Source organism: Cochlodiniinecator piscidefendens (genome assembly GCF_011326755.1).
Classification (GTDB): Bacteria; Pseudomonadota; Alphaproteobacteria; order Rhodobacterales; family Rhodobacteraceae; genus Cochlodiniinecator; species Cochlodiniinecator piscidefendens.
Genome location: NZ_JAAOIE010000005.1, coordinates 192,148 through 210,843 on the forward strand (window position 1 = coordinate 192,148; position 18,696 = coordinate 210,843).

The following is an 18,696-nucleotide window of genomic DNA, read 5'->3' on the forward strand; positions in this document are numbered from 1 at the left end:
TGAGATGACTGTATTTTTTATTGGTGCGGGTCCGGGAGATCCTGAACTTTTAACCAAAAAAGCGGAGCGCGTGATCGGGGAGTGTCCGGTATGCCTATACGCCGGGTCACTGGTGCCGGAAGAAGTGGTGGCTTGTGCGCCTGAGGGTGCAAAAGTGATGGACACAGCTCCGATGACCTTGGATGACACCCACGCTGAAATTTTGGCAGCGCATAAGCGCGGTGAAAACGTGGCGCGTGTGCATTCTGGTGATCCATCGCTTTACGGTGCGATTGCTGAGCAGATTCGCCGTTTGCGTGCGGATGGGATTGACTACGAAGTTATTCCTGGTGTGCCAGCCTATGCGGCGATGGCGGCTGCGATGAAGCAAGAATTGACGATTCCTGAAATTGCGCAATCTATCGTTTTGACCCGTATGTCGATGCAGTCCACATCAATGCCAGAGGGTGAAACGCTTGAGAACTTTGGTCGTACTGGCGCGACTTTGGCAATTCACTTGGCTGTGCGTAACATGCGCGAAATCGAACGCATTTTGACCCCGCATTATGGCGCAGATTGCCCTGTAGTTGTTGGGTATCGCGTGGGATGGCCCGATCAAATTTTGATCCGTGGGACGCTGTCTGATATTCGCAAAAAGGTGCGCGCGGAAAAGATTACGCGGACGGCGTTGATCATGGTGGGGCCTGCGTTGCGGGAGGGGCAGGATTTTAAGGATTCTGCTTTGTATGATCCTGCTATTCCACATGTTTTGCGTCCGGTGACTGGTGTGAATTTGGTTGAAGACATCAATACCTAAGAAAGTTGGTTTTATCCAAAAGGGTGGTTTGACGTTAACCTTTTCCATGTCAGTCTAGAGACGAAGACTAGGGAAAGAATCATGAGCACGTTTTTACCAAAAGAAGTTCAGGCGGGATTGGATGCGGCGCGTAAAAAGGCGCTGAAGAAGAAAACTCGCCTGCGCATCCATAACGATGATGAGATCTTTCCGGTGCTGCGCATTTGGGAAGACGGGCTTGCGCTAGATGCTAAAAATGCGCCACACCTCAGAGGGTTAGTGGACATTTACGATGGCGCGCGACATTTGTCGCAATGTTTGATCGTGGCCTCAGATGAGGAAAACGGCGAAATGGTTTATGAATTCAAACGCAATACTGCAGTCGCTGACAAAGCGGCGTTGGATTTTGCGCGGGAAGAACATGCGCCGGTTGCGCTCATTAGTGTCTTACCCTGAACACAGCGCGGTTCAGATCAAAAATACGAAAGTGTTAATCTGAAACGGGTTGGAATTGACCGCTGGGGTGGGAAAATACGCTGCCCAATCGCGCATGCGCGGACGTCCTGTACCCCGTTAAAATCCGGTGTATGGTTTCTATGCAGGAATTATGCAGCTTTTATATGGTTTTTATGCATACGATTTTGCATTTTCGTAAAACACACCTGCCGTCTGATAAGCGTTGGTCAGATTTGACAAAGGTTTTCCGCCCCGTAGGCCCGCGCATTTGAGAGTGGCAAAAGCTACCTGTTCCTGCTGGATTTTACCCCGAAAGAGGGGTAGCGCTGAGGAAAGTTGACCGTATTCCTTAAGAGGACAAAACATGTCACAAATTGATCAGACGGAAACAGAGGTGTTTTTGGCATTTCAGGTGATCCCACGCGTCAGAGAAGGCCGCAATTTTGAGGTGGTCGACCGAGCGATTGACGTAGTGAAAAAGGCGGGCGTTCCGTTTCAGGTGGGTGCGATGGAAACCACGATGAAAGGGGAGTTGGATCATCTACTGCAAGTGGTGAAAGACGCCCAGCAGGCTTGTTTAGATCACGGAGCGGTTGAAGTGATCACCAACATCAAAATTCACACGACAACGCCTGATGCGCATGACACGTTTTGCACATACCATCGGGGGGTCACGCCAAGTAACAGTGTTTTCGTTGAAGATGCGAAACGCAAGGAAAGCTGATCAGCCGTTGCTATGAAGTTTTTTGTTGTTTCCGATATTTTTGGCCAACCGGATGCAGAAAATTGTGTGTTGTCGCAAATCCCGAAAATTGCAGGGGTTGAGAGGCATAGTTTGGCGCAGCTATGTGGGCGACCCGAATTAACGGGTGAGGGATTGCATGTTCATCTGTTTCGCGAAAACGGAATGCAACGTGCGGTCGCATCGCTGATGGAGCGGCGTTTAGACGGCTGTATTGGAATGGGGTATAGCGCTGGTGGGACTGTGTTGTGGCAGGCTGTTGGTTTGGGGCTAAGGCTTGATCGACTCTATTGCATTTCATCAACGCGGCTGAGGAATGAGGCCGCTGTGTCGATTCCAAATCATGTGTTCTTTGGGGGCAATGATCCGGCAAAACCTACGGCGACGTGGCTGGGTAGCATACCGCTTCAAAGCACGGTTTTTCCAGGGCTGGAACACGATTTTTACCGTGATCCACTCAGGCCGGAATGCGGACAAATTCGCCAGCAGATCAAATCGGATTTAGGGCGGGCAGACCCCCAATAAAGGTCAGCGCGCCCTGATAGCTGTTATTGTAAATCAGCAAATGCTTTTTGCATGCGCTCAACCGCGTCAACAATGCGGGCGCGGGGGGTGGCGAAGTTAAACCGCAGGAAGCTTTCGCCTCCTTTGCCAAATGTTGGGCCGTGGTTTGCCGCGATTTGGGCGTCGTTTTGCACACGTTTGGTGAACTCTTCCGCGCTCATCCCTGTATCGGTGAAATCAACCCAAGCGAGGTAGGTCGCGGCCATATCCATGGATTTAATGCCGGGAATGGCGTTTAGGCCTTCGTCAAGAATTTTGCGGTTGCCGTCTAGGTATTCGACAAGGTCGTCCAGCCATTTTGCGCCCTCGGGGCTGTAGGCCGCTTCGGCCATGAACAGGCCAAACGAGTTTGGAGAAATGCCCATCGCGGCCATACGGCCTGCGAATTTGGCGCGCAAGGCAGGGTCTTCGATGATCACATTGCCGGAGTGGCTGCCTGCGATATTGAATGTCTTAGTCGTTGCGGTCATCATCACAAGGCGATCGGTGATCGAGCGATCCACATTGGACATCGGAATATGTGTGTGGCCCCCAAACACGAGGTCATGGTGGATTTCGTCAGACACAAGGATCAGGTCGTGGCGTTTGGCGAAATCTGCAACGCCTTGTAGTTCTTCGCGCGACCAGACACGGCCACCGGGGTTATGCGGTGAACAGAGAATGATCATTTTTTCATTGCCGGTCATTTGCGCGTCATAGGCGGCAAAGTCCATTTCGTAACGACCATTATTGTTTGCCAGCGGACATTCGACCACTTGGCGGCCAGCGGCGCTGATCACGCGGGCAAAGGCGTGGTAGACCGGGGTGAACAGGATGACGCCATCGCCGGGGGCGGTAAAGGCATCCACACACATGGCGGTGCCATTCACGAGACCATGAGTGGTAAAAATCCAAGAGGGATCAATCTGCCAATCATGGCGGGTGTCCATCCACCAACGAATGGATTCAAGGTATGATGCGTCATCACCGTGGTATCCATAAACGCCATGGCTGTGCATCTTTTCGATGGCGTCGGCGACGGACTGCGGCGGGCGAAAATCCATATCAGCGACCCACATGGAAATGCCTTTGTCGGCGGGAACGCCATAGATTTTTTCCATTGCGTCCCATTTGACAGAATGGGTGCCGCGGCGGTCGATAATGTCGTCAAAGCTCATCTGGGTCTCCTGAATGATTTTGCGTAAGCTATCCTCTTTGTCTGAGAGTGCAAGAGCCGTTGCACAGAAGGGTGAGATCGCCTAAATCAATGCCATGAGCATTCGACCGATCCTAATCCACCCCGACCCGCGTCTCAAAAAGAAGTGCAGCCCGATTGAAGGCATCACGTCTGAGATGAAAAAGCTGTCTGAGGACATGCTGGAAACCATGTATGATGCGCCGGGCGTTGGGCTCGCTGCGCCTCAAATTGGTATTACGCAGCGGTTGATCGTGCTGGATTGCGAAAAGGAAGACGCCGCAACGCCAAAACCCATCGCGATGTTTAACCCGGAGGTGATTTGGGAAAGCGAAGCGTTGAACGTGTATGAGGAAGGTTGCCTGTCGATCCCAGAGCAATACGCTGAGGTGGAACGCCCGGCCGAAGTTGGTGTGCGCTGGATGGATGTGGAAGGCGAAATTCGTGAGGCGCAGTTTGATGGGCTTTGGGCCACATGTGTTCAGCATGAGATCGACCATTTGGACGGTATTTTGTTTATTGATTATTTAAGGCCACTGAAGAGGCAGATGATCACGCGCAAAATGCAGAAGCTCAAACGTGAAATGACCCGCTAATGGCGGTGTTGCCGGTGGTGCTTTGGCCTGACGTCAGGTTGCAGACGGTTTGCGATCCGGTGCCCAACCCTTCGGATCACGCGGCATTGATCCAAGATATGTTTGATACGATGTACGCCGCGCCCGGTCGCGGATTAGCTGCGCCGCAGGTTGGGGTGATGTCACGGATGTTTGTGATGGATCCGACATGGAAAGAGGGTACATATAGCCCCTATGCCTGTTTTAATCCTGAAATCATCAAGCGCTCTGAGGCTATGACAACGGGGCAAGAGGCCTGTCTTTCGATACCCGGAGTTGCTGCGGATGTGGTGCGGCACGCTGAAATCACGATGCGATGGCAAGATGTTGTGGGTGCGTCGCATGAAGAACACCTGACAGGCTTTGCCGCGATCTGCGCCCAACATGAATTTGACCATTTAAATGGGACGGTGATTTTTGATCACCAAGCGCCAGAGATGCGTGCCCTTTTGGAAATGGGATATAGGAGAGACACATGACAGTACGTGCTTTTGTGCCATGGCCAGATAAACGCCTGCGCACCCCCGCCGAGCCTGTGGCAGAGGTCACGGATGAAACCCGCGCGATTTGGGATGATATGGTCGACACGATGGATGCGATGCCCGGTCTTGGTCTGGCAGCGGTTCAAATTGGGGTGATGCAGCGCCTTGCGGTGGTCGATTGTTCAAGCGAACGCGGTCAAGCCGTGCGCATGGCGAACCCGGTTATTTTGCACAGTTCAGTTGAGCCACGTGAACACGAAGAAGCCAGCCCCAATTTGCCAGGTGCGTCGGCGGTTATCACACGTCCGCGCGCCATCACGGTGACCTTTATCAACGAAGATGGCGTTCAGGATCGTCGTGATTTTGTTGGGCTTTGGGCGACATCGGTTCAGCATCAGGTCGATCATCTGAATGGCAAAATGTATTTCGACAATTTGAAACCGGTAAAGCGGCAGATGTTTTTGAAGAAGGCCCAAAAACTGCGGAAATCAAAATGAAGATCGTCTTTATGGGAACACCGGATTTTTCAGTTCCGGTTCTTGAGGCGCTGGTGGCGGCAGGGCATGACATTGCTTGCGTGTATTGCCAGCCCCCGCGTCCAGCAGGTCGTGGTAAAAAAGAACGCCCAACCCCGGTTCATGCGAAGGCAGAGGCGCTGGGCCTGTTGGTGCGTCATCCGGTGAGTTTGAAAACGGATGAGGCGCAGGCAGAGTTTGCGGCGCTTGGTGCGGATATTGCTGTGGTGGTGGCCTATGGTTTGCTGTTGCCAAAGGCGATTTTAGACGCGCCCGCGCGCGGATGCCTGAACATCCATGCTTCGTTGCTGCCACGTTGGCGGGGGGCTGCGCCCATTCACCGGGCGATAATGGCGGGGGATGCCGAAACCGGCGTTTGCATTATGCAGATGGATGAAGGTCTGGACACCGGTGATGTATTGCTACGCCGAGAAATCCCAATTTCGGATACTGATACCACGGCTGTTTTACATGATCGGCTGGCGACTCTTGGGTCGGATGCGATTGTTGATGCGTTGGCTGGGCTTGATGATCTGGTGGCGGAGCCTCAACCGGCTGAGGGCGTGACTTATGCCGCAAAGATCGACAAATCAGAAGCCGCGATTGATTGGTCGCGCTCTGCGGTTGAGGTGGATCGCCAAATTCGCGGGCTTTCGCCGTTTCCTGGCGCATGGACGATGATTGGCAAAGAGCGGGTAAAGCTGCACCAGTCAGAGTTGTGCGAGGGGCAGGGCGTTGCTGGCGAAGTCCTGGATGAGACGTTGGCGGTGGCTTGCGGAGCTGGAGCGGTTCGGCTTTTGCGCTTGCAAAAGGCGGGCAAGGGCGCGCAGGATCAGGATGTGTTTTTACGCGGATTTCCCGTAGCCAAAGGCGCAGTGATCGGAGGATAGACGATGTTTTTGACATTGATGGGGACAGTCGTGATCGCCGGGATTGTTGGCTATGCCTCTGAACGATCCGGTTTCACATCCAATGGATACATCCCATCAATCATCATTTGCATTGGTGGCGCATTCTTGTTTTTCTTTGTGCGGATCATGTTCGGAATTGGCTTTGGCAGCCCAGGGCTGAACGCGATTGTGTCATCCATTGGGGCGCTGATCATTGTGCCAACACATTATAAAGGACGCAGATAATGGGTTTGATTGGATTGATCATTATCGGTGTTGCTGCGGGATTTATTGCGACCCGGATGATGGGCATGGAAACCAGCGTGGTGGCAACGGTTGCAATCGGTGTTTTGGGTGCGATCGTTGGCGGATTTGTCTTGCGGTTTTTGTTGATTGTTATGGGTTGGATGGCTGGGTTCGTCGGCGCAGTGATTGGGGCGGTTGTTTTGATTTGGCTCTACCGCCGATATCTTGAAAAATAGTTAGGCTTTGGGCGGTCGGCTTTTGTAAACCGGAAGACGCCAGCCAAAAATCAAACTGCCTGCACGCAAAACAAAGATCATCGCTGCGCTGGCCCCCAACACCCAGAGGGTGAGGCCGAAGATTGGCGTTAAAATTAGCGCAACTATAGCCCCGCCAAACGCGGCAGAAACATAAAGTTCGCCCTGTTTCAGCACCAAGGGGACTTCGTTACAGACCACATCACGTAGTAATCCGCCAAAGCAACCTGTCGTAACCCCCATGAGCGCGACAGTAACCGGGGCCTGATCCATTTCCAATGCTACACCTATGCCGGAAGCCGCCGCGATTGGCATGGCTAGGGCATCAAGCCACAACAGAACCTGAAGGCGCGATTCAACCTTGTGAGCGGTTAAAAAGATGAACAATGCCGCCAGAACAGCGATCAAAATGTAGGTGGGTTCTGCGATCCAGAAGATTGGGTTGCGATCTAGTAATACGTCGCGAGTTGTCCCGCCGCCCAACGCGGTCAGGCAGGCGATAAAAGCAAAACCGATGATATCAAGTTGTGCGCGACTGGCGACCAATGCACCGGTCAGGGCAAAGACCAAAACGGAGGCATAGTCCAGTAGGACCAATGCGGTCATTCTGCTTTGACCTTTTTTGGTTTGAAGGGTTCCATTCCCGCCCGTGCCAATTCATCAGCGCGTTCGTTTTCGGGATGGCCCGCGTGGCCTTTGACCCATTCCCACGTCACGGTGTGGCGGGCTTGGGCCTCATCAAGGCGCTGCCAGAGTTCCACGTTTTTAACGGGCTTTTTGTTTGAGGTTTTCCAGCCGTTACGTTTCCAGCCAAAAATCCATCCGGTGACGCCGTTTTTCACATAGGCGCTATCGGTGACAACGGTGATTGTGCTGGGGCGCTCTAATGCTTCGAGCGCGTGGATAGAGGCCAGCAATTCCATGCGATTGTTGGTAGTGTCAGCTTCGCCGCCTTTAAGCGTGCGTTCCTTGACCACCACATCACCGTTTTTCGCTAAAAGGAGCGCACCCCAACCGCCGGGGCCGGGATTGCCAGAGCAAGCCCCATCTGTGTAAGCGTATAAGTCAGGCATGGGCGCGTACCACTATCCAATTTGCAATTTGTCCATCAAGACCTGTGCCGGCCCCGGTTTGGTGATGAAACGGGGTGAAGCCTGCGGTTCTCAAATGTTTATCCAAATCGTCAGGTTGGTAATAAGTGTAACGGCGGCCAAGTTTATCACGGTGTTCGCCGTCGCCTGTCTTTAGCCCGATATGCAGAAGGCCGCCGGGATTTAAGACAGCTTTGAGGGCGGCTAAGTGACGGGGAAAATCTGCGCGAGGGGCATGGAGGAGGCTAAAGTTGGCCCAGACACCATCAAATTTAACGTCACTGGGTAGTTCATCAAACGTGGCAAGGCGGGCGTCAACGCCGGGGTGTTGCCGCGCGAGGGCTACCATTTCTTCGGAGGCGTCGGTCGCAATAACAGCAAGGCCTGCACTTTGCATTCGGGCGGCCCAATGACCGGGGCCGCAGCCCAAATCCAGCACCACAGCGCCTTTGGGCAGGGCTTGGATAAAGTCAGCCAATATCTGATCTTCTGCATCTGATTGCGTGAGGTCAGCGTATTTATTGGCCTGAGCGTTGTAGATGTTGATCGTTTCGTTATCCATCATGCGGTTTCCCTCAGAACACGGGGGACTTTGAATTCTACGTTTTCTTCGGCCGTTTCAATAATGTCTACCGTCACGTCATAGCGTTCACGAAAGGCTGCGATGACCTCATCCATCAGGACTTCGGGCGCGGAGGCCCCGGCAGTGAGGCCAAGGGATTTGATCCCGTCCAAAGCACGCCAATCAATGTCTTTTGCTCGTTGAACCAGTTGCGAATACTGGCAACCTGCAGCGGCGCCGACTTCGACCAAGCGTTTTGAGTTTGATGAGTTTGGTGCGCCAATGACGAGAATAGCATCTGCTTTTGGCGCAATGGCTTTGACCGCATGTTGGCGGTTGGTTGTGGCGTAACAGATGTCTTCTTTGTGGGGGCCGATGATGGCTGGAAAGCGTGCCTTTAGGGCCTCAACAATCCCAGCGGTGTCATCAATCGAAAGCGTGGTTTGGGTGATATACGCCAGTTTTTCTTCGTCACGCACAGTTAGGGTTGCGACATCAGCTGGGGTTTCTACCAGTAGAACTTCGCCTTCTGGAAGCTGCCCCATGGTGCCAACGGTTTCTGGATGGCCGTCGTGACCGATCATCACCATTTGCAAACCGTTTTGAGAATGACGCTCAGCTTCTATATGGACCTTAGATACCAGTGGACAGGTGGCGTCGACATAGACCATTTCACGTTTCGCCGCGGCAGCGGGTACAGTCTTTGGAACGCCGTGCGCAGAAAAGATGACGGGGCGGTCATCTGGGCAGTCGTCCAATTCTTCGACGAAAATCGCGCCTTTGTCTTTCAGGCCATCGACGACAAATTTATTATGCACGATTTCGTGGCGAACATAGACCGGTGCGCCCCATTTTTCGAGCGCCAGTTCAACGATTTTAATCGCTCGAACTACGCCTGCACAAAAGCCGCGCGGCGCAGCGAGGTAAATTGTAAGAGGTGTTAGCGTCATCCGGCCCCCCGATTTCTGTTGTCACAGACCTAGGGTGCGTAGGGCGTTGCGTCTAGCCCTGAAAGTGAAACAAGGGGCCATACAGCCCCTTGCTTGATTATTCTTCAGGCATCTCTTGGCCTGGGATTGGATCTCGTGTCGGGCGACCAATGACGTCTTTCAAGTCGTCGAGTTCGATGAAATTGTCGGCCTGACGGCGCAATTCATCCGAAATCATCGGCGGCTGAGAGCGAATCGTTGATACCACAGAGACCCGGACACCTTTACGCTGAATGCTATCCACAAGCGGTCTGAAATCTCCATCCCCAGAGAACAGAACGATATGGTCAACATATGGCGCAAGTTCCATGGCATCGACAGCAAGTTCGATATCCATGTTGCCTTTGACTTTTCTACGGCCCATCGAATCAGTGTATTCTTTGGCCGGTTTGGTCACCATCGTAAAACCGTTGTAATGCAACCAGTCTACGAGGGGCCGAATTGGCGAATACTCTTCATTTTCTAACAATGCTGTGTAATAAAAGGCCCGCAACAATTTGCCACGACGCATAAATTCTTGTCGTAACAATTTGTAATCGATGTCAAACCCTAGCGATTTTGCCGCTGCGTATAGATTCGATCCATCGATGAACAGCGCGAGCCGTTCGTCTCGATAAAACATTAAATTCCCTTCCGGTATCCAGAGTTTCGCCTTGTTTCTGGAAAGCGAGTGTGTGAGTGGGTACTTTTGTATATGGCGAAAACCTGCCGTAATTTAGAGAAAACTGCGAATGTCGCAACCCATAGAACACAAAACACTGCAATCCAAGGCAATCGTGGCCCTTGGTGCAAATGATATATTAGAGCCTGACGCGCTTTTGGCAAGACTCCAAAAGGTTACAAAAGATATCGAAAGTAGTAATGTTCGTGTCATGTCTGTCAGCGGTTTTTACCAAACCCCTTGCTTTCCTGCCGGTGCTGGCCCAGATTTCGTAAATGCGGTGATGGTTGTTGAAACAGATTTTTCGCCGCAAGAGCTTCTAATTTATCTACATTCTATCGAAAGTGATTATGGTCGAGAGCGAATTATTCGGTGGGGGATGCGCCCATTGGATTTGGATTTGATTGCCTTTGATGATCAGATATTGCCGAATTTAGACGTGTTTGAGCATTGGAGTAATCTCGCTCTTGATGATCAAATGGTTTTATCTCCTGATGAATTGATTTTACCTCATCCGCGGATTCAGGATCGCGCATTTGTGTTGGTTCCAATGTGTGACGTTGCGTCAGATTGGGGCCATCCGGTGCTTGGAAAAACTGCCAAAGAGCTTTGCGGGCAGTTACCCGAGGCTGACTGCGCTGAAATCAAGAGCATGATTGGGCCGAATATTCGCTTGTAAACCCCTTAGAAACCGCCTAAATACACGGTTTCTATTCCTCCACCGTAGATGGGAGTCGCTCATGGCGCGCGTTACAGTTGAAGATTGCGTTGACAAAGTACCAAACCGGTTTGATCTGGTGATGCTTGCAGCACACCGGGCACGTGAGATCGCGTCTGGCTCTGCATTGACTGTGGATCGTGATAACGACAAAAACCCTGTTGTTTCCTTGCGTGAAATTGCTGACGAAACCCAATCCGCTGAAGAACTGCGTGAGCGGATGATCGAAAGCAACCAGACTCAGATCGAAGTTGATGAGCCAGAAGAAGATGCAATGGCGCTGCTAATGGGTGCCGAAGCTGACAAGCCGGAAGATGACGATATGTCTGAAGAAAAATTGCTTCGGGCACTGATGGAAGCGCAAGGGCAGCAATAAGCCTTTAGCGATGGGTGCGGACTGAATGATCGCTGTTGAAGAACTTCTTGAAAAGGTTCGCGCCTATAATCCCAAGTCTAATGTAGACCTGATTGCCGAGGCTTACCGCTACGGCAAAGACATGCACGAAGGGCAGTTTCGCCAATCAGGCGAGCCCTATTTTAGCCATCCGATCGAAGTTGCCGTTTTATTGACGGAACAACGTTTGGACGATTCCACAATCATCACTGCGTTGCTGCACGACACAATCGAAGATACCAACTCGACTTATACCGAAGTCGCAGAAAAGTTTGGCGTGGAAATCGCTGAACTGGTGGATGGTGTTACCAAGCTGACCAATTTGCAGTTGTCGTCGTCTGTGGCGAAGCAGGCTGAAAACTTCCGTAAATTATTTATGGCCATGTCTAAGGATATGCGGGTTATCTTGGTAAAGCTTGCCGACCGTTTGCACAATATGCGCACGATCAAATCGATGCGCCCAGAAAAGCAAATGCAAAAGGCGCGTGAAACCATGGATATCTATGCGCCGCTGGCTGGGCGTATGGGGATGCAATGGATGCGCGAGGAATTGGAAGACCTTTCGTTCCATGTTCTGAATCCTGAAGCACGTAATTCCATCATGCGTCGTTTTATTACGCTGCAAAAAGAAACAGGCGATGTGATCCAGAAGATCACCAGTGATATTCGTCTGGAATTGCAGACGGCAGGGATCGAGGCCAGTGTTCTGGGGCGTGCAAAAAAACCACATTCTATCTGGCGTAAAATGGAACAGAAAGAACAAGGGTTTTCCCGGCTTTCTGATATCTATGGTTTTCGAATTGTGACGTCGAACGAAGCTGATTGTTATCGGGTGCTTGGTGCCATTCACCAGAGATGGCGTGCCGTACCTGGGCGGTTCAAAGATTATATCAGCCAACCAAAATCGAATGGATATCGATCTATCCATACAACCGTTTCAGGACGAGACGGCAAACGTGTAGAGGTTCAAATTCGCACCCAGCAAATGCACGATGTCGCTGAAGTCGGTGTAGCGGCGCATTGGGCATACAAAGATGGCGTGCGCGATGCGAACCCGTTTGCAGTAGATCCCGCGAAATGGGTGGCGAGCTTAAATGAGCGTTTCGATGCCGCGGGTGATCATGACGAATTCCTTGAGCACGTAAAGCTTGAGATGTATTCAGATCAGCGGTTTTGTTTCTCCCCCAAAGGGGATGTGGTTAAGCTGCCACGCGGGGCGACACCTCTGGATTTTGCATACGCGATCCATACCCGAATTGGGGACGGTTGTGTCGGCGCAAAGGTCGACGGCATTCGCGTTCCTTTGTGGACGCGCTTGAAAAATGGCCAATCCGTTGAGATTGTTACTGCTGAAGGCCAGCGCCCTCAGGCTACCTGGCTTGATATAGTGGCAACAGGAAAGGCCAAAGCTGCAATCCGGCGTTCGCTGCGGGAGGAAGACCGCGAGAGGTTTGTTAAACTTGGTGCGGAGTTATCTCGTGTCGCCTTCGAACATATTGGTAAGAAATCCACGACCAAAGCGCTGGATATTGTTGCCAAGCACATGGCGCTGAAAGATGCCGACGAGGTTTTGGCTCGATTAGGCTCAGCGGAAATTAACGCACGGGACGTTGTGAGTGTTCTGTACCCTGACCTGATCTCAGGCGCAGAAGATGAAATTGATCCGAGCCGCACAGTTGTTGGATTGTCGTCTGATCAAAGTTTTGAACGTGCGCGGTGTTGCCAGCCTGTTCCGGGGGAACGGATCGTCGGAATCACATACCGCGGCAAAGGTGTGGTTATACACGGGATCGATTGCCCAGTGTTATCCGACCTAGAGGATGAACCGGAACGTTGGGTTGATTTGCAGTGGCACAGTGGACGGCATGCACCAATTTATTCGGTTTCTTATGAAATTACGATCAGTAACGATGCTGGTGTGCTCGGGCGTATCTGTACGTTGATCGGAGAGCAACACGCCAATATTTCCGATCTGAACTTTGTTGACCGCAAACCGGATTTTTACAAACTTCTGGTGGATATTGATCTGCGAGATGCAGAGCATCTTCACAATGTTAGAAATGTATTGCAGGCAGATAGCGATGTTGCTTCTTTGGCGCGACATCGCGATTTAGAACGTAAACCTTAAATGCTTACGCAGCGAAGGACGAAAAGTGGTCTTTAAGCGACGGGATAGGCGGCCGATTTGGAAGGTGGTTGTCGATTTTTTATACCCGCGAGGCGGCTGGGCGCGTGCATATCAATATGCCAAGCACAGGATGCAACGTTTACCTGACCCGCCGCATCGTATTGCGAGAGGCATCTTTGCAGGTGTGTTGACCAGCTTTACCCCTTTGTTCGGACTTCATTTCTTTGTTGCGGCCTTTTTGGCTCGGGTGATGCAGGGCAACATTATGGCGTCCTTGCTTGCTACGTTTTTTGGCAACCCTGTGACATTTCCCATCATTGCAACGACGTCTTTGCAGCTTGGTCACTGGATGCTTGGAAATACCTATGAAGGTGGTGAACCGCGCGGGCTTGTCGACGTCTTCAAAGGGGCGGCTCGTGAGCTGTTTGATAACTTTTTTGCCATTTTTACCGATGCGCACGCAGACTGGTCGAACCTCATTGATTTCTACAAAGAGGTGTTTTTGCCGTATCTCGTCGGTGGTCTCGTTCCTGGCGTGGTGTGTGCGTTGATTTGTTACTATGTTTCCGCTCCGCTTTTGACGGCGTATCAAAACCGGCGCAAAGGTCGACTGAAATCAAAATTTGAAGAAATTCGCCGCAAAAAATCAGCGAATAAGGCTGACGAGTCATCTTCCGATAAGTAATGTCTCGGCAACAATTGAATTGAAGGGCAATCAAATGAATCTTGGATCAACTGGTAAGCTTCGGCTTGGGATGAATATTGATCACGTGGCGACCCTGCGCAACGCACGCGGTGGGGCCTATCCAGATCCAATTCGGGCAGGTGTCTTGGCTCAAGAGGCCGGTGCGGATGGTATTACCGCTCATTTGCGCGAAGATCGCCGTCATATCATGGATAGTGATATTGATGGATTGATGGAGGCTTTGACAGTTCCGTTGAACTTTGAAATGGCCGCAACGGACGAAATGCAGGCGATCGCACTGCGCCACAAACCGCATGCTGTTTGTATTGTTCCCGAAAAACGCGAAGAAAAGACCACTGAAGGTGGGCTGGAAGTTGCGCGCGAGGAAAATAAATTGGCACATTTCATCGCACCTCTGCGTGATGTGGGCTGCCGTGTTTCGATTTTCATCGCAGCGGATCAACGCCAAATCGAAGCGGCCCATCGTATCGGGGCCGAGGTGGTAGAACTGCACACCGGTGCTTATTGCGATGCTCACTCCGAAGGTCGCTTTGATGAACGCGATGCCGAATTGGCAAAGCTAACTGAAATGGCTACATTTGCGCATTCTCTAGGGCTTGAAGTTCATGCAGGCCATGGATTGACCTATGACACTGTTCAACCCATTGCGGCGTTGCCTGAGGTGATTGAATTAAACATTGGTCATTTTTTAATTGGCGAAGCTGTGTTTCGTGGGCTTGGCCCCGCGATGGCCGAAATGCGTCGGCTGATGGACGAAGCTCGCACATGATTTCGCATGTGGTCATGTTAGCGCTGAAGCCAGATCATGATCCGGCTGAATGCGATGCCGTCATGCGTGACCTTGCTTCATTAATGGAGTGTTTGGACGGATTTCGCGGGCTTTCCCACGGACCTAACCGGGATTTTGAACAAAAATCCCAGCAATACCCTTATGGGTTTATTTGTGAGTTTTCGGATCGGTCGGCCCTTGAGCGATATGCGAATGATCCCCGGCATCAGGCATTGGGGGCAAAGTTGGTCAAGCAGTGTACCGGCGGGGCAGATGGGATTATGGTGCTGGACATTGAACACACCTAAAGGAGATTGACTATGCGAATGTTGTTTCTTGCGATCAGCGGTTTGATATTCTGCACGACCTCTTTGTTTGCTCAAAGCGTTGAAGACTGTGATTGGCGCGCGCGGGCCGATGCGATCATGGAGCCATGGGAAGAAAACACCAGAACCTTTTCCAACGGCCGGGTGCGCATCGCAGCGTTAGATACAACTGAACCAGCAGCAGGTGCGTTGCACGTATTGGTCGTGTCACCGCCCTTTGACGAGCTGGGGACACGTCAATGTAAGGTGATTAGCCTAGATGGTAGCATTGGATTTGCTGGCCTGGATTTTTCGACGCTTAATGCACGCTATGATCCGTTGACCGGATTGGATTTCAATTTGGTTGTTGGTTTGTATGATTTCGACAGCGGCAGTTCGGTATCAACAAACCTGAACTTTCAGTTGAACCAAGCAACAGGCGAAATTATCGCGGCTCTTGGGAGCGATACAGAATGATACTAGGTATCGGTTCAGATCTTGCGAATATCGAACGTATTCAAGGAACGCTAGATCGCTTTGGGGAACGCTTCAAAAACCGTGTATTTACAGAACGTGAACAAGCCAAAGCTGAACGACGCAGAGATGTCGCAGGCACCTATGCCAAACGCTGGGCCGCAAAAGAGGCCTGTTCCAAGGCGCTCGGGACCGGGCTCGCGATGGGGATTAGCTGGAAGGATATGGCGGTTAGCAATCTGAAATCTGGACAACCTGTGATGGATGTAACCGGATGGGCGCAAGACCGATTGAATCAGATGACCCCCGCCGGACATGAGGCGATTATTCACGTCACTTTGACCGATGATCACCCTTGGGCACAGGCATTTGTAGTGATCGAAGCCCGCCGAAAAGCTGAATAAATTCTCTGTAAACTTGACTCCCCCGGCGCGGGACCGCATGTAGCACATAAATCTCTTGGAAAGGCAGAATAAATGGAAGCGGAAGAAGTCGCGACAAAAGGCGAAGGTGTGATGGAAACCGTAAAGACGGTGTTCTGGGCGCTGATTATCGCCGGAGTTTTCCGTACGCTGTTTTTTCAACCTTTCTGGATTCCCTCAGGGTCGATGAAAGACACTTTGCTGATCGGGGATTTCCTGTTCGTCAATAAAATGGCTTACGGTTACTCGCAGTATTCCTGCCCATTTTCAGCCTGCCCAATTTCTGGCCGTCTCTTCGGTTCTGAACCAGAGCGCGGCGATGTTGTTGTATTCCGCCATCCAGTGAACGGCCAAGATTTCATCAAGCGTTTGATTGGTTTGCCTGGGGATCGCGTGCAGATACGAAATGGCGTCGTCTACATCAATGGCGAAGCAGCGCCGCAAGAACCAACCGGTGATTTTGTCGAAGTATATGAACCACAGGGCCCACAAGGCGGACGTCCTGCCTGTGCCACGCGTGAAGGTGATAACTGCATCAAAGAGCGGTTCATTGAAACGCTGCCGGGTGGTGTTTCGCATTCGATATTGAATGTTGCGGATCGCCCTAGTGACAATACAGACGTCTATACTGTTCCCGAAGGTGAATATTTCTTTATGGGTGACAACCGGGACAATTCAATTGATAGTCGCTTCCCGCAAAGCCGTGGTGGTGTGGGGTTTGTTCCATTTGAAAACCTTATTGGCCGCGCTGACCGGGTTGTATTCTCTTCAGCAGGACGGTCTTTGTTTTACTTCTGGACATGGCGTTCAGATCGTTTTTTCCGGGCGGTCGAGTGAAAATTTCAGCAGATCTAAAGGCCTTCGAGGCCCGCATAGGCTATCAATTTAACGATGCCAGAACACTTGTGCGTTCGGTGACGCATTCTTCTATGTCCTCCCCAACGCGCGATGACAATCAGCGATTGGAGTTCTTGGGCGACCGTGTTCTAGGTTTGGTCATGTCTGAGGCACTGCTAAAGGCGGACCAAGCAGCAAGCGAAGGGCGTTTAGCCCCGCGCTTTAATGCGCTGGTGCGCAAAGAGGCCTGCGCAGATGTCGCGCGTCAGATTGAATTGGGAACCGTTCTAAAGCTTGGGCGTTCTGAAATGATGTCAGGTGGGCGGCGCAAAGAGGCATTGCTCGCGGATGCGATGGAAGCTGTGATCGCGGGTGTGTACCTCGACGGTGGGTTTGAGGCCGCGCGCGATATGGTATTGCGCCTTTGGGGCGCACGTGTGCACGACGTAGAAACTGATGCGCGTGATGCAAAAACATCGCTGCAAGAATGGGCGCAAGCCCGCAAACAAAATCCGCCGGTTTACCGCGAAGTTAAACGTTCAGGTCCAGATCATGCACCTGTGTTTACCATCCGTGTAGAGCTTGACAATGGTGCCTCAGAAGAGGCCACCGCTAACGCCAAACGGACGGCTGAACAAGCCGCTGCAAAGGCGCTACTGACCCGGCTGGAGGCTGGAAAATGACACAAACACGTGCGGGCTTTGTCGCCCTGATTGGCGAACCGAACGCTGGTAAATCGACCCTACTCAATCGCATGGTTGGGGCCAAGGTTTCTATCGTGACGCATAAAGTGCAAACGACACGCGCCCGTATTCGTGGTGTTGCGATCGAAGGCGATGCGCAGTTGGTGTTCGTTGACACGCCGGGCCTGTTTCGTCCGCGGCGCCGATTGGATCGTGCGATGGTTGCAGCCGCTTGGGGCGGCGCAGCGGATGCTGATATTGTCGTGTTGATGGTAGAGGCGCATCGCGGCGTAACAGAAGGCGTCGAAGCCATCCTTGAGGTATTGCATGAACGCGAAACCGCGGGGCAAATTGTTGCGCTTGCGATCAATAAAATCGACCGCGTAAAATCCGAAGCTTTGCTTGAGCTGACCAAAAAACTGAATGATGCTTATCCGTTCGAAGAAACCTTTATGATTTCTGCTGAAAAAGGTCACGGCGCGGATCATCTGCGTACGTGGTTGGCGGGACGTTTACCTGAGAGTCCGTGGCTCTATCCAGAAGATCAGATCGCAGATTTGCCTATGCGTATGATTGCAGCGGAAATGACACGCGAGAAGCTAACGCTGCGTCTGCATCAGGAATTGCCTTACCAATTGACCGTTGAGACGGAAAAATGGGAAGAGCGCAAAGATGGTTCCGTGAAGATCGACCAGTTGATCTACGTTATTCGCGATGGTCACAAAGGTATTGTTCTTGGCAACAAAGGCGAGGCTATCAAAGGTGTTGGCAAAGCGGCGCGTGAAGAATTGGAAGAGTTTTTGGGGCGCAAAGTTCACCTTTTCCTACAGGTTAAAGTGCGGCCCAATTGGCTCGAAGAAAAAGAGCGTTACTCTGAAATGGGCCTTGAATTCAAAGACGGAAATGAATGACACGGCTGACGGCGGACATATGGGTTTCGGCCTATCTCACCCGTCTTAGGCTAGTGGATATCCCGGCGTTTATCACTGCAAAAGGTGATGCAACAGCCGGGGCCGTTCTGGTTAAGCTTAATACATTGGACGGCAAAGCTGTGGTCTATCAGCGTTCATTTGATTTGATGAGCGGTGAGCGAACTTGGGTGGTTTTATCCGAAGGTGCAGAAACCGATGTCGATGCGGCCTTGAGGCGACAACGTGGGTTTGATCCTGACCTTTGGGTTATTGAAGTCGAAGATCGTGCCGGGCGTCATTTGCTCGACGAGCCGGGGCTTTGCGATTAAGCTTT

28 protein-coding genes are annotated in these 18,696 nt (G+C 51.7%); 22 read left to right on the top strand and 6 right to left on the bottom strand.

Going from position 1 to position 18,696, the window contains the following annotated elements; all coding sequences use genetic code 11:
* Window positions 1-4: 4 nt before the first annotated feature.
* From cobM to G9C99_RS14300, 4 genes are all read left to right on the top strand, one after another.
* On the top strand, window positions 5-796 hold the full coding sequence (cobM, locus tag G9C99_RS14285) for a precorrin-4 C(11)-methyltransferase (protein ID WP_166418187.1): 792 nt from the start codon (window positions 5-7) through the stop codon (window positions 794-796).
* Window positions 797-877: 81 nt separating this feature from the next.
* Window positions 878-1,231, top strand: coding sequence for a hypothetical protein (locus G9C99_RS14290; RefSeq protein ID WP_166418188.1), 354 nt, complete (start codon window positions 878-880; stop codon window positions 1,229-1,231).
* 364 nt (window positions 1,232-1,595) lie between these two features.
* Window positions 1,596-1,955, top strand: a complete 360-nt coding sequence (locus G9C99_RS14295) for a thiamine-binding protein (RefSeq protein WP_166418189.1) — start codon at window positions 1,596-1,598, stop codon at window positions 1,953-1,955.
* A 12-nt stretch (window positions 1,956-1,967) separates the two neighbouring features.
* A complete protein-coding gene (locus G9C99_RS14300; protein WP_166418190.1) occupies window positions 1,968-2,498 on the top strand; it encodes a dienelactone hydrolase family protein in 531 nt (176 codons plus the stop codon).
* 23 nt (window positions 2,499-2,521) lie between these two features.
* Here G9C99_RS14300 and G9C99_RS14305 read toward each other — a convergent pair whose 3' ends face one another.
* Window positions 2,522-3,694: a MalY/PatB family protein gene (locus tag G9C99_RS14305; RefSeq protein WP_166418191.1), complete on the bottom strand. Its 1,173-nt coding sequence runs from the start codon at window positions 3,692-3,694 to the stop codon at window positions 2,522-2,524.
* Window positions 3,695-3,788: 94 nt separating this feature from the next.
* On the opposite strand from G9C99_RS14305, the gene def (G9C99_RS14310) reads away from it, so the two are divergent.
* From def (G9C99_RS14310) to G9C99_RS14335, 6 genes are read left to right on the top strand one after another with little or no spacing between them, the layout of a single operon-like run.
* A complete protein-coding gene (gene def / locus G9C99_RS14310) occupies window positions 3,789-4,307 on the top strand; it encodes a peptide deformylase (protein ID WP_166418192.1) in 519 nt (172 codons plus the stop codon).
* On the top strand, window positions 4,307-4,804 hold the full coding sequence (def, locus tag G9C99_RS14315; RefSeq protein WP_166418193.1) for a peptide deformylase: 498 nt from the start codon (window positions 4,307-4,309) through the stop codon (window positions 4,802-4,804). Before def (G9C99_RS14310) ends, def (G9C99_RS14315) begins: the two co-directional genes overlap by 1 nt.
* Window positions 4,801-5,304: a peptide deformylase gene (gene def, locus G9C99_RS14320; RefSeq protein WP_166418194.1), complete on the top strand. Its 504-nt coding sequence runs from the start codon at window positions 4,801-4,803 to the stop codon at window positions 5,302-5,304. Before def (G9C99_RS14315) ends, def (G9C99_RS14320) begins: the two co-directional genes overlap by 4 nt.
* Window positions 5,301-6,212 carry a methionyl-tRNA formyltransferase gene (gene fmt, locus G9C99_RS14325; protein ID WP_166418195.1) on the top strand — a complete coding sequence of 304 codons (912 nt, stop codon included), beginning with the start codon at window positions 5,301-5,303 and terminating at the stop codon, window positions 6,210-6,212. The genes def (G9C99_RS14320) and fmt overlap by 4 nt, the downstream gene beginning before the upstream one ends.
* A 3-nt stretch (window positions 6,213-6,215) precedes the next feature.
* On the top strand, window positions 6,216-6,458 hold the full coding sequence (locus G9C99_RS14330) for a hypothetical protein (protein WP_166418196.1): 243 nt from the start codon (window positions 6,216-6,218) through the stop codon (window positions 6,456-6,458).
* Complete coding sequence (locus G9C99_RS14335) at window positions 6,458-6,694, top strand: GlsB/YeaQ/YmgE family stress response membrane protein (RefSeq protein WP_166418197.1); 237 nt, start codon at window positions 6,458-6,460, stop codon at window positions 6,692-6,694. The genes G9C99_RS14330 and G9C99_RS14335 overlap by 1 nt, the downstream gene beginning before the upstream one ends.
* Here G9C99_RS14335 and G9C99_RS14340 read toward each other — a convergent pair whose 3' ends face one another.
* The 5 genes from G9C99_RS14340 to G9C99_RS14360 form a co-directional block, all read right to left on the bottom strand.
* On the bottom strand, window positions 6,695-7,318 hold the full coding sequence (locus G9C99_RS14340; protein WP_166418198.1) for a trimeric intracellular cation channel family protein: 624 nt from the start codon (window positions 7,316-7,318) through the stop codon (window positions 6,695-6,697).
* Window positions 7,315-7,785, bottom strand: a complete 471-nt coding sequence (rnhA, locus tag G9C99_RS14345) for a ribonuclease HI (protein WP_166418199.1) — start codon at window positions 7,783-7,785, stop codon at window positions 7,315-7,317. The genes G9C99_RS14340 and rnhA overlap by 4 nt, the downstream gene beginning before the upstream one ends.
* Window positions 7,778-8,368 (bottom strand): class I SAM-dependent DNA methyltransferase, encoded by a 591-nt coding sequence (locus tag G9C99_RS14350; protein WP_166418200.1) that lies wholly within the window; start codon window positions 8,366-8,368, stop codon window positions 7,778-7,780. The genes rnhA and G9C99_RS14350 overlap by 8 nt, the downstream gene beginning before the upstream one ends.
* Window positions 8,365-9,315, bottom strand: a complete 951-nt coding sequence (gene ispH, locus G9C99_RS14355) for a 4-hydroxy-3-methylbut-2-enyl diphosphate reductase (protein ID WP_166418201.1) — start codon at window positions 9,313-9,315, stop codon at window positions 8,365-8,367. The genes G9C99_RS14350 and ispH overlap by 4 nt, the downstream gene beginning before the upstream one ends.
* Window positions 9,316-9,412: 97 nt before the next feature.
* Window positions 9,413-9,976 carry a LabA-like NYN domain-containing protein gene (locus G9C99_RS14360; RefSeq protein ID WP_166418202.1) on the bottom strand — a complete coding sequence of 188 codons (564 nt, stop codon included), beginning with the start codon at window positions 9,974-9,976 and terminating at the stop codon, window positions 9,413-9,415.
* A 109-nt stretch (window positions 9,977-10,085) separates the two neighbouring features.
* Here G9C99_RS14360 and folK point away from each other — a divergent pair, with 109 nt between their 5' ends.
* From folK to G9C99_RS14420, 12 genes are all read left to right on the top strand, one after another.
* On the top strand, window positions 10,086-10,694 hold the full coding sequence (folK, locus tag G9C99_RS14365; RefSeq protein ID WP_166418203.1) for a 2-amino-4-hydroxy-6-hydroxymethyldihydropteridine diphosphokinase: 609 nt from the start codon (window positions 10,086-10,088) through the stop codon (window positions 10,692-10,694).
* Window positions 10,695-10,755: 61 nt separating this feature from the next.
* Window positions 10,756-11,109 carry a DNA-directed RNA polymerase subunit omega gene (rpoZ, locus tag G9C99_RS14370; RefSeq protein ID WP_166418204.1) on the top strand — a complete coding sequence of 118 codons (354 nt, stop codon included), beginning with the start codon at window positions 10,756-10,758 and terminating at the stop codon, window positions 11,107-11,109.
* A 25-nt stretch (window positions 11,110-11,134) separates the two neighbouring features.
* Window positions 11,135-13,255, top strand: a complete 2,121-nt coding sequence (locus G9C99_RS14375) for a RelA/SpoT family protein (protein WP_166418205.1) — start codon at window positions 11,135-11,137, stop codon at window positions 13,253-13,255.
* 64 nt (window positions 13,256-13,319) lie between these two features.
* Window positions 13,320-13,940 carry a DUF2062 domain-containing protein gene (locus G9C99_RS14380; protein WP_331460013.1) on the top strand — a complete coding sequence of 207 codons (621 nt, stop codon included), beginning with the start codon at window positions 13,320-13,322 and terminating at the stop codon, window positions 13,938-13,940.
* Between the two features lie 34 nt (window positions 13,941-13,974).
* Window positions 13,975-14,730 carry a pyridoxine 5'-phosphate synthase gene (locus G9C99_RS14385; protein WP_166418207.1) on the top strand — a complete coding sequence of 252 codons (756 nt, stop codon included), beginning with the start codon at window positions 13,975-13,977 and terminating at the stop codon, window positions 14,728-14,730.
* On the top strand, window positions 14,727-15,038 hold the full coding sequence (locus tag G9C99_RS14390; RefSeq protein WP_166418208.1) for a Dabb family protein: 312 nt from the start codon (window positions 14,727-14,729) through the stop codon (window positions 15,036-15,038). The genes G9C99_RS14385 and G9C99_RS14390 overlap by 4 nt, the downstream gene beginning before the upstream one ends.
* A 12-nt stretch (window positions 15,039-15,050) precedes the next feature.
* Window positions 15,051-15,512: a hypothetical protein gene (locus G9C99_RS14395; protein ID WP_231704082.1), complete on the top strand. Its 462-nt coding sequence runs from the start codon at window positions 15,051-15,053 to the stop codon at window positions 15,510-15,512.
* Window positions 15,509-15,913 (top strand): holo-ACP synthase, encoded by a 405-nt coding sequence (gene acpS, locus G9C99_RS14400; RefSeq protein WP_166418209.1) that lies wholly within the window; start codon window positions 15,509-15,511, stop codon window positions 15,911-15,913. The genes G9C99_RS14395 and acpS overlap by 4 nt, the downstream gene beginning before the upstream one ends.
* A gap of 72 nt (window positions 15,914-15,985) precedes the next feature.
* On the top strand, window positions 15,986-16,768 hold the full coding sequence (gene lepB / locus G9C99_RS14405; protein WP_166418210.1) for a signal peptidase I: 783 nt from the start codon (window positions 15,986-15,988) through the stop codon (window positions 16,766-16,768).
* Window positions 16,765-17,451 carry a ribonuclease III gene (gene rnc, locus G9C99_RS14410; protein ID WP_166418211.1) on the top strand — a complete coding sequence of 229 codons (687 nt, stop codon included), beginning with the start codon at window positions 16,765-16,767 and terminating at the stop codon, window positions 17,449-17,451. The genes lepB and rnc overlap by 4 nt, the downstream gene beginning before the upstream one ends.
* The gene (gene era / locus G9C99_RS14415; protein WP_166418212.1) at window positions 17,448-18,362 is read left to right on the top strand and encodes a GTPase Era; all 915 of its coding nucleotides are present in this window, start codon (window positions 17,448-17,450) and stop codon (window positions 18,360-18,362) included. Before rnc ends, era begins: the two co-directional genes overlap by 4 nt.
* On the top strand, window positions 18,359-18,691 hold the full coding sequence (locus G9C99_RS14420) for a DUF1491 family protein (protein ID WP_166418213.1): 333 nt from the start codon (window positions 18,359-18,361) through the stop codon (window positions 18,689-18,691). Before era ends, G9C99_RS14420 begins: the two co-directional genes overlap by 4 nt.
* Window positions 18,692-18,696: the final 5 nt, after the last annotated feature.

Coding starts and splice junctions, on each gene's coding strand:
- G9C99_RS14350 (WP_166418200.1), bottom strand. CDS start 8,368: ATGATGGATAACGAAACGATCAACATCTACAACGCTCAGGCCAATAAA.
- G9C99_RS14375 (WP_166418205.1), top strand. CDS start 11,135: ATGATCGCTGTTGAAGAACTTCTTGAAAAGGTTCGCGCCTATAATCCC.
- ispH (WP_166418201.1), bottom strand. CDS start 9,315: ATGACGCTAACACCTCTTACAATTTACCTCGCTGCGCCGCGCGGCTTT.
- G9C99_RS14360 (WP_166418202.1), bottom strand. CDS start 9,976: ATGTTTTATCGAGACGAACGGCTCGCGCTGTTCATCGATGGATCGAAT.
- G9C99_RS14290 (WP_166418188.1), top strand. CDS start 878: ATGAGCACGTTTTTACCAAAAGAAGTTCAGGCGGGATTGGATGCGGCG.
- era (WP_166418212.1), top strand. CDS start 17,448: ATGACACAAACACGTGCGGGCTTTGTCGCCCTGATTGGCGAACCGAAC.
- G9C99_RS14330 (WP_166418196.1), top strand. CDS start 6,216: ATGTTTTTGACATTGATGGGGACAGTCGTGATCGCCGGGATTGTTGGC.
- G9C99_RS14390 (WP_166418208.1), top strand. CDS start 14,727: ATGATTTCGCATGTGGTCATGTTAGCGCTGAAGCCAGATCATGATCCG.
- fmt (WP_166418195.1), top strand. CDS start 5,301: ATGAAGATCGTCTTTATGGGAACACCGGATTTTTCAGTTCCGGTTCTT.
- rnhA (WP_166418199.1), bottom strand. CDS start 7,785: ATGCCTGACTTATACGCTTACACAGATGGGGCTTGCTCTGGCAATCCC.
- def (WP_166418193.1), top strand. CDS start 4,307: ATGGCGGTGTTGCCGGTGGTGCTTTGGCCTGACGTCAGGTTGCAGACG.
- G9C99_RS14300 (WP_166418190.1), top strand. CDS start 1,968: ATGAAGTTTTTTGTTGTTTCCGATATTTTTGGCCAACCGGATGCAGAA.
- G9C99_RS14295 (WP_166418189.1), top strand. CDS start 1,596: ATGTCACAAATTGATCAGACGGAAACAGAGGTGTTTTTGGCATTTCAG.
- def (WP_166418194.1), top strand. CDS start 4,801: ATGACAGTACGTGCTTTTGTGCCATGGCCAGATAAACGCCTGCGCACC.
- G9C99_RS14385 (WP_166418207.1), top strand. CDS start 13,975: ATGAATCTTGGATCAACTGGTAAGCTTCGGCTTGGGATGAATATTGAT.
- acpS (WP_166418209.1), top strand. CDS start 15,509: ATGATACTAGGTATCGGTTCAGATCTTGCGAATATCGAACGTATTCAA.
- rpoZ (WP_166418204.1), top strand. CDS start 10,756: ATGGCGCGCGTTACAGTTGAAGATTGCGTTGACAAAGTACCAAACCGG.
- folK (WP_166418203.1), top strand. CDS start 10,086: ATGTCGCAACCCATAGAACACAAAACACTGCAATCCAAGGCAATCGTG.
- G9C99_RS14395 (WP_231704082.1), top strand. CDS start 15,051: ATGCGAATGTTGTTTCTTGCGATCAGCGGTTTGATATTCTGCACGACC.
- def (WP_166418192.1), top strand. CDS start 3,789: ATGAGCATTCGACCGATCCTAATCCACCCCGACCCGCGTCTCAAAAAG.
- G9C99_RS14335 (WP_166418197.1), top strand. CDS start 6,458: ATGGGTTTGATTGGATTGATCATTATCGGTGTTGCTGCGGGATTTATT.
- G9C99_RS14420 (WP_166418213.1), top strand. CDS start 18,359: ATGACACGGCTGACGGCGGACATATGGGTTTCGGCCTATCTCACCCGT.
- G9C99_RS14340 (WP_166418198.1), bottom strand. CDS start 7,318: ATGACCGCATTGGTCCTACTGGACTATGCCTCCGTTTTGGTCTTTGCC.
- lepB (WP_166418210.1), top strand. CDS start 15,986: ATGGAAGCGGAAGAAGTCGCGACAAAAGGCGAAGGTGTGATGGAAACC.
- G9C99_RS14305 (WP_166418191.1), bottom strand. CDS start 3,694: ATGAGCTTTGACGACATTATCGACCGCCGCGGCACCCATTCTGTCAAA.
- cobM (WP_166418187.1), top strand. CDS start 5: ATGACTGTATTTTTTATTGGTGCGGGTCCGGGAGATCCTGAACTTTTA.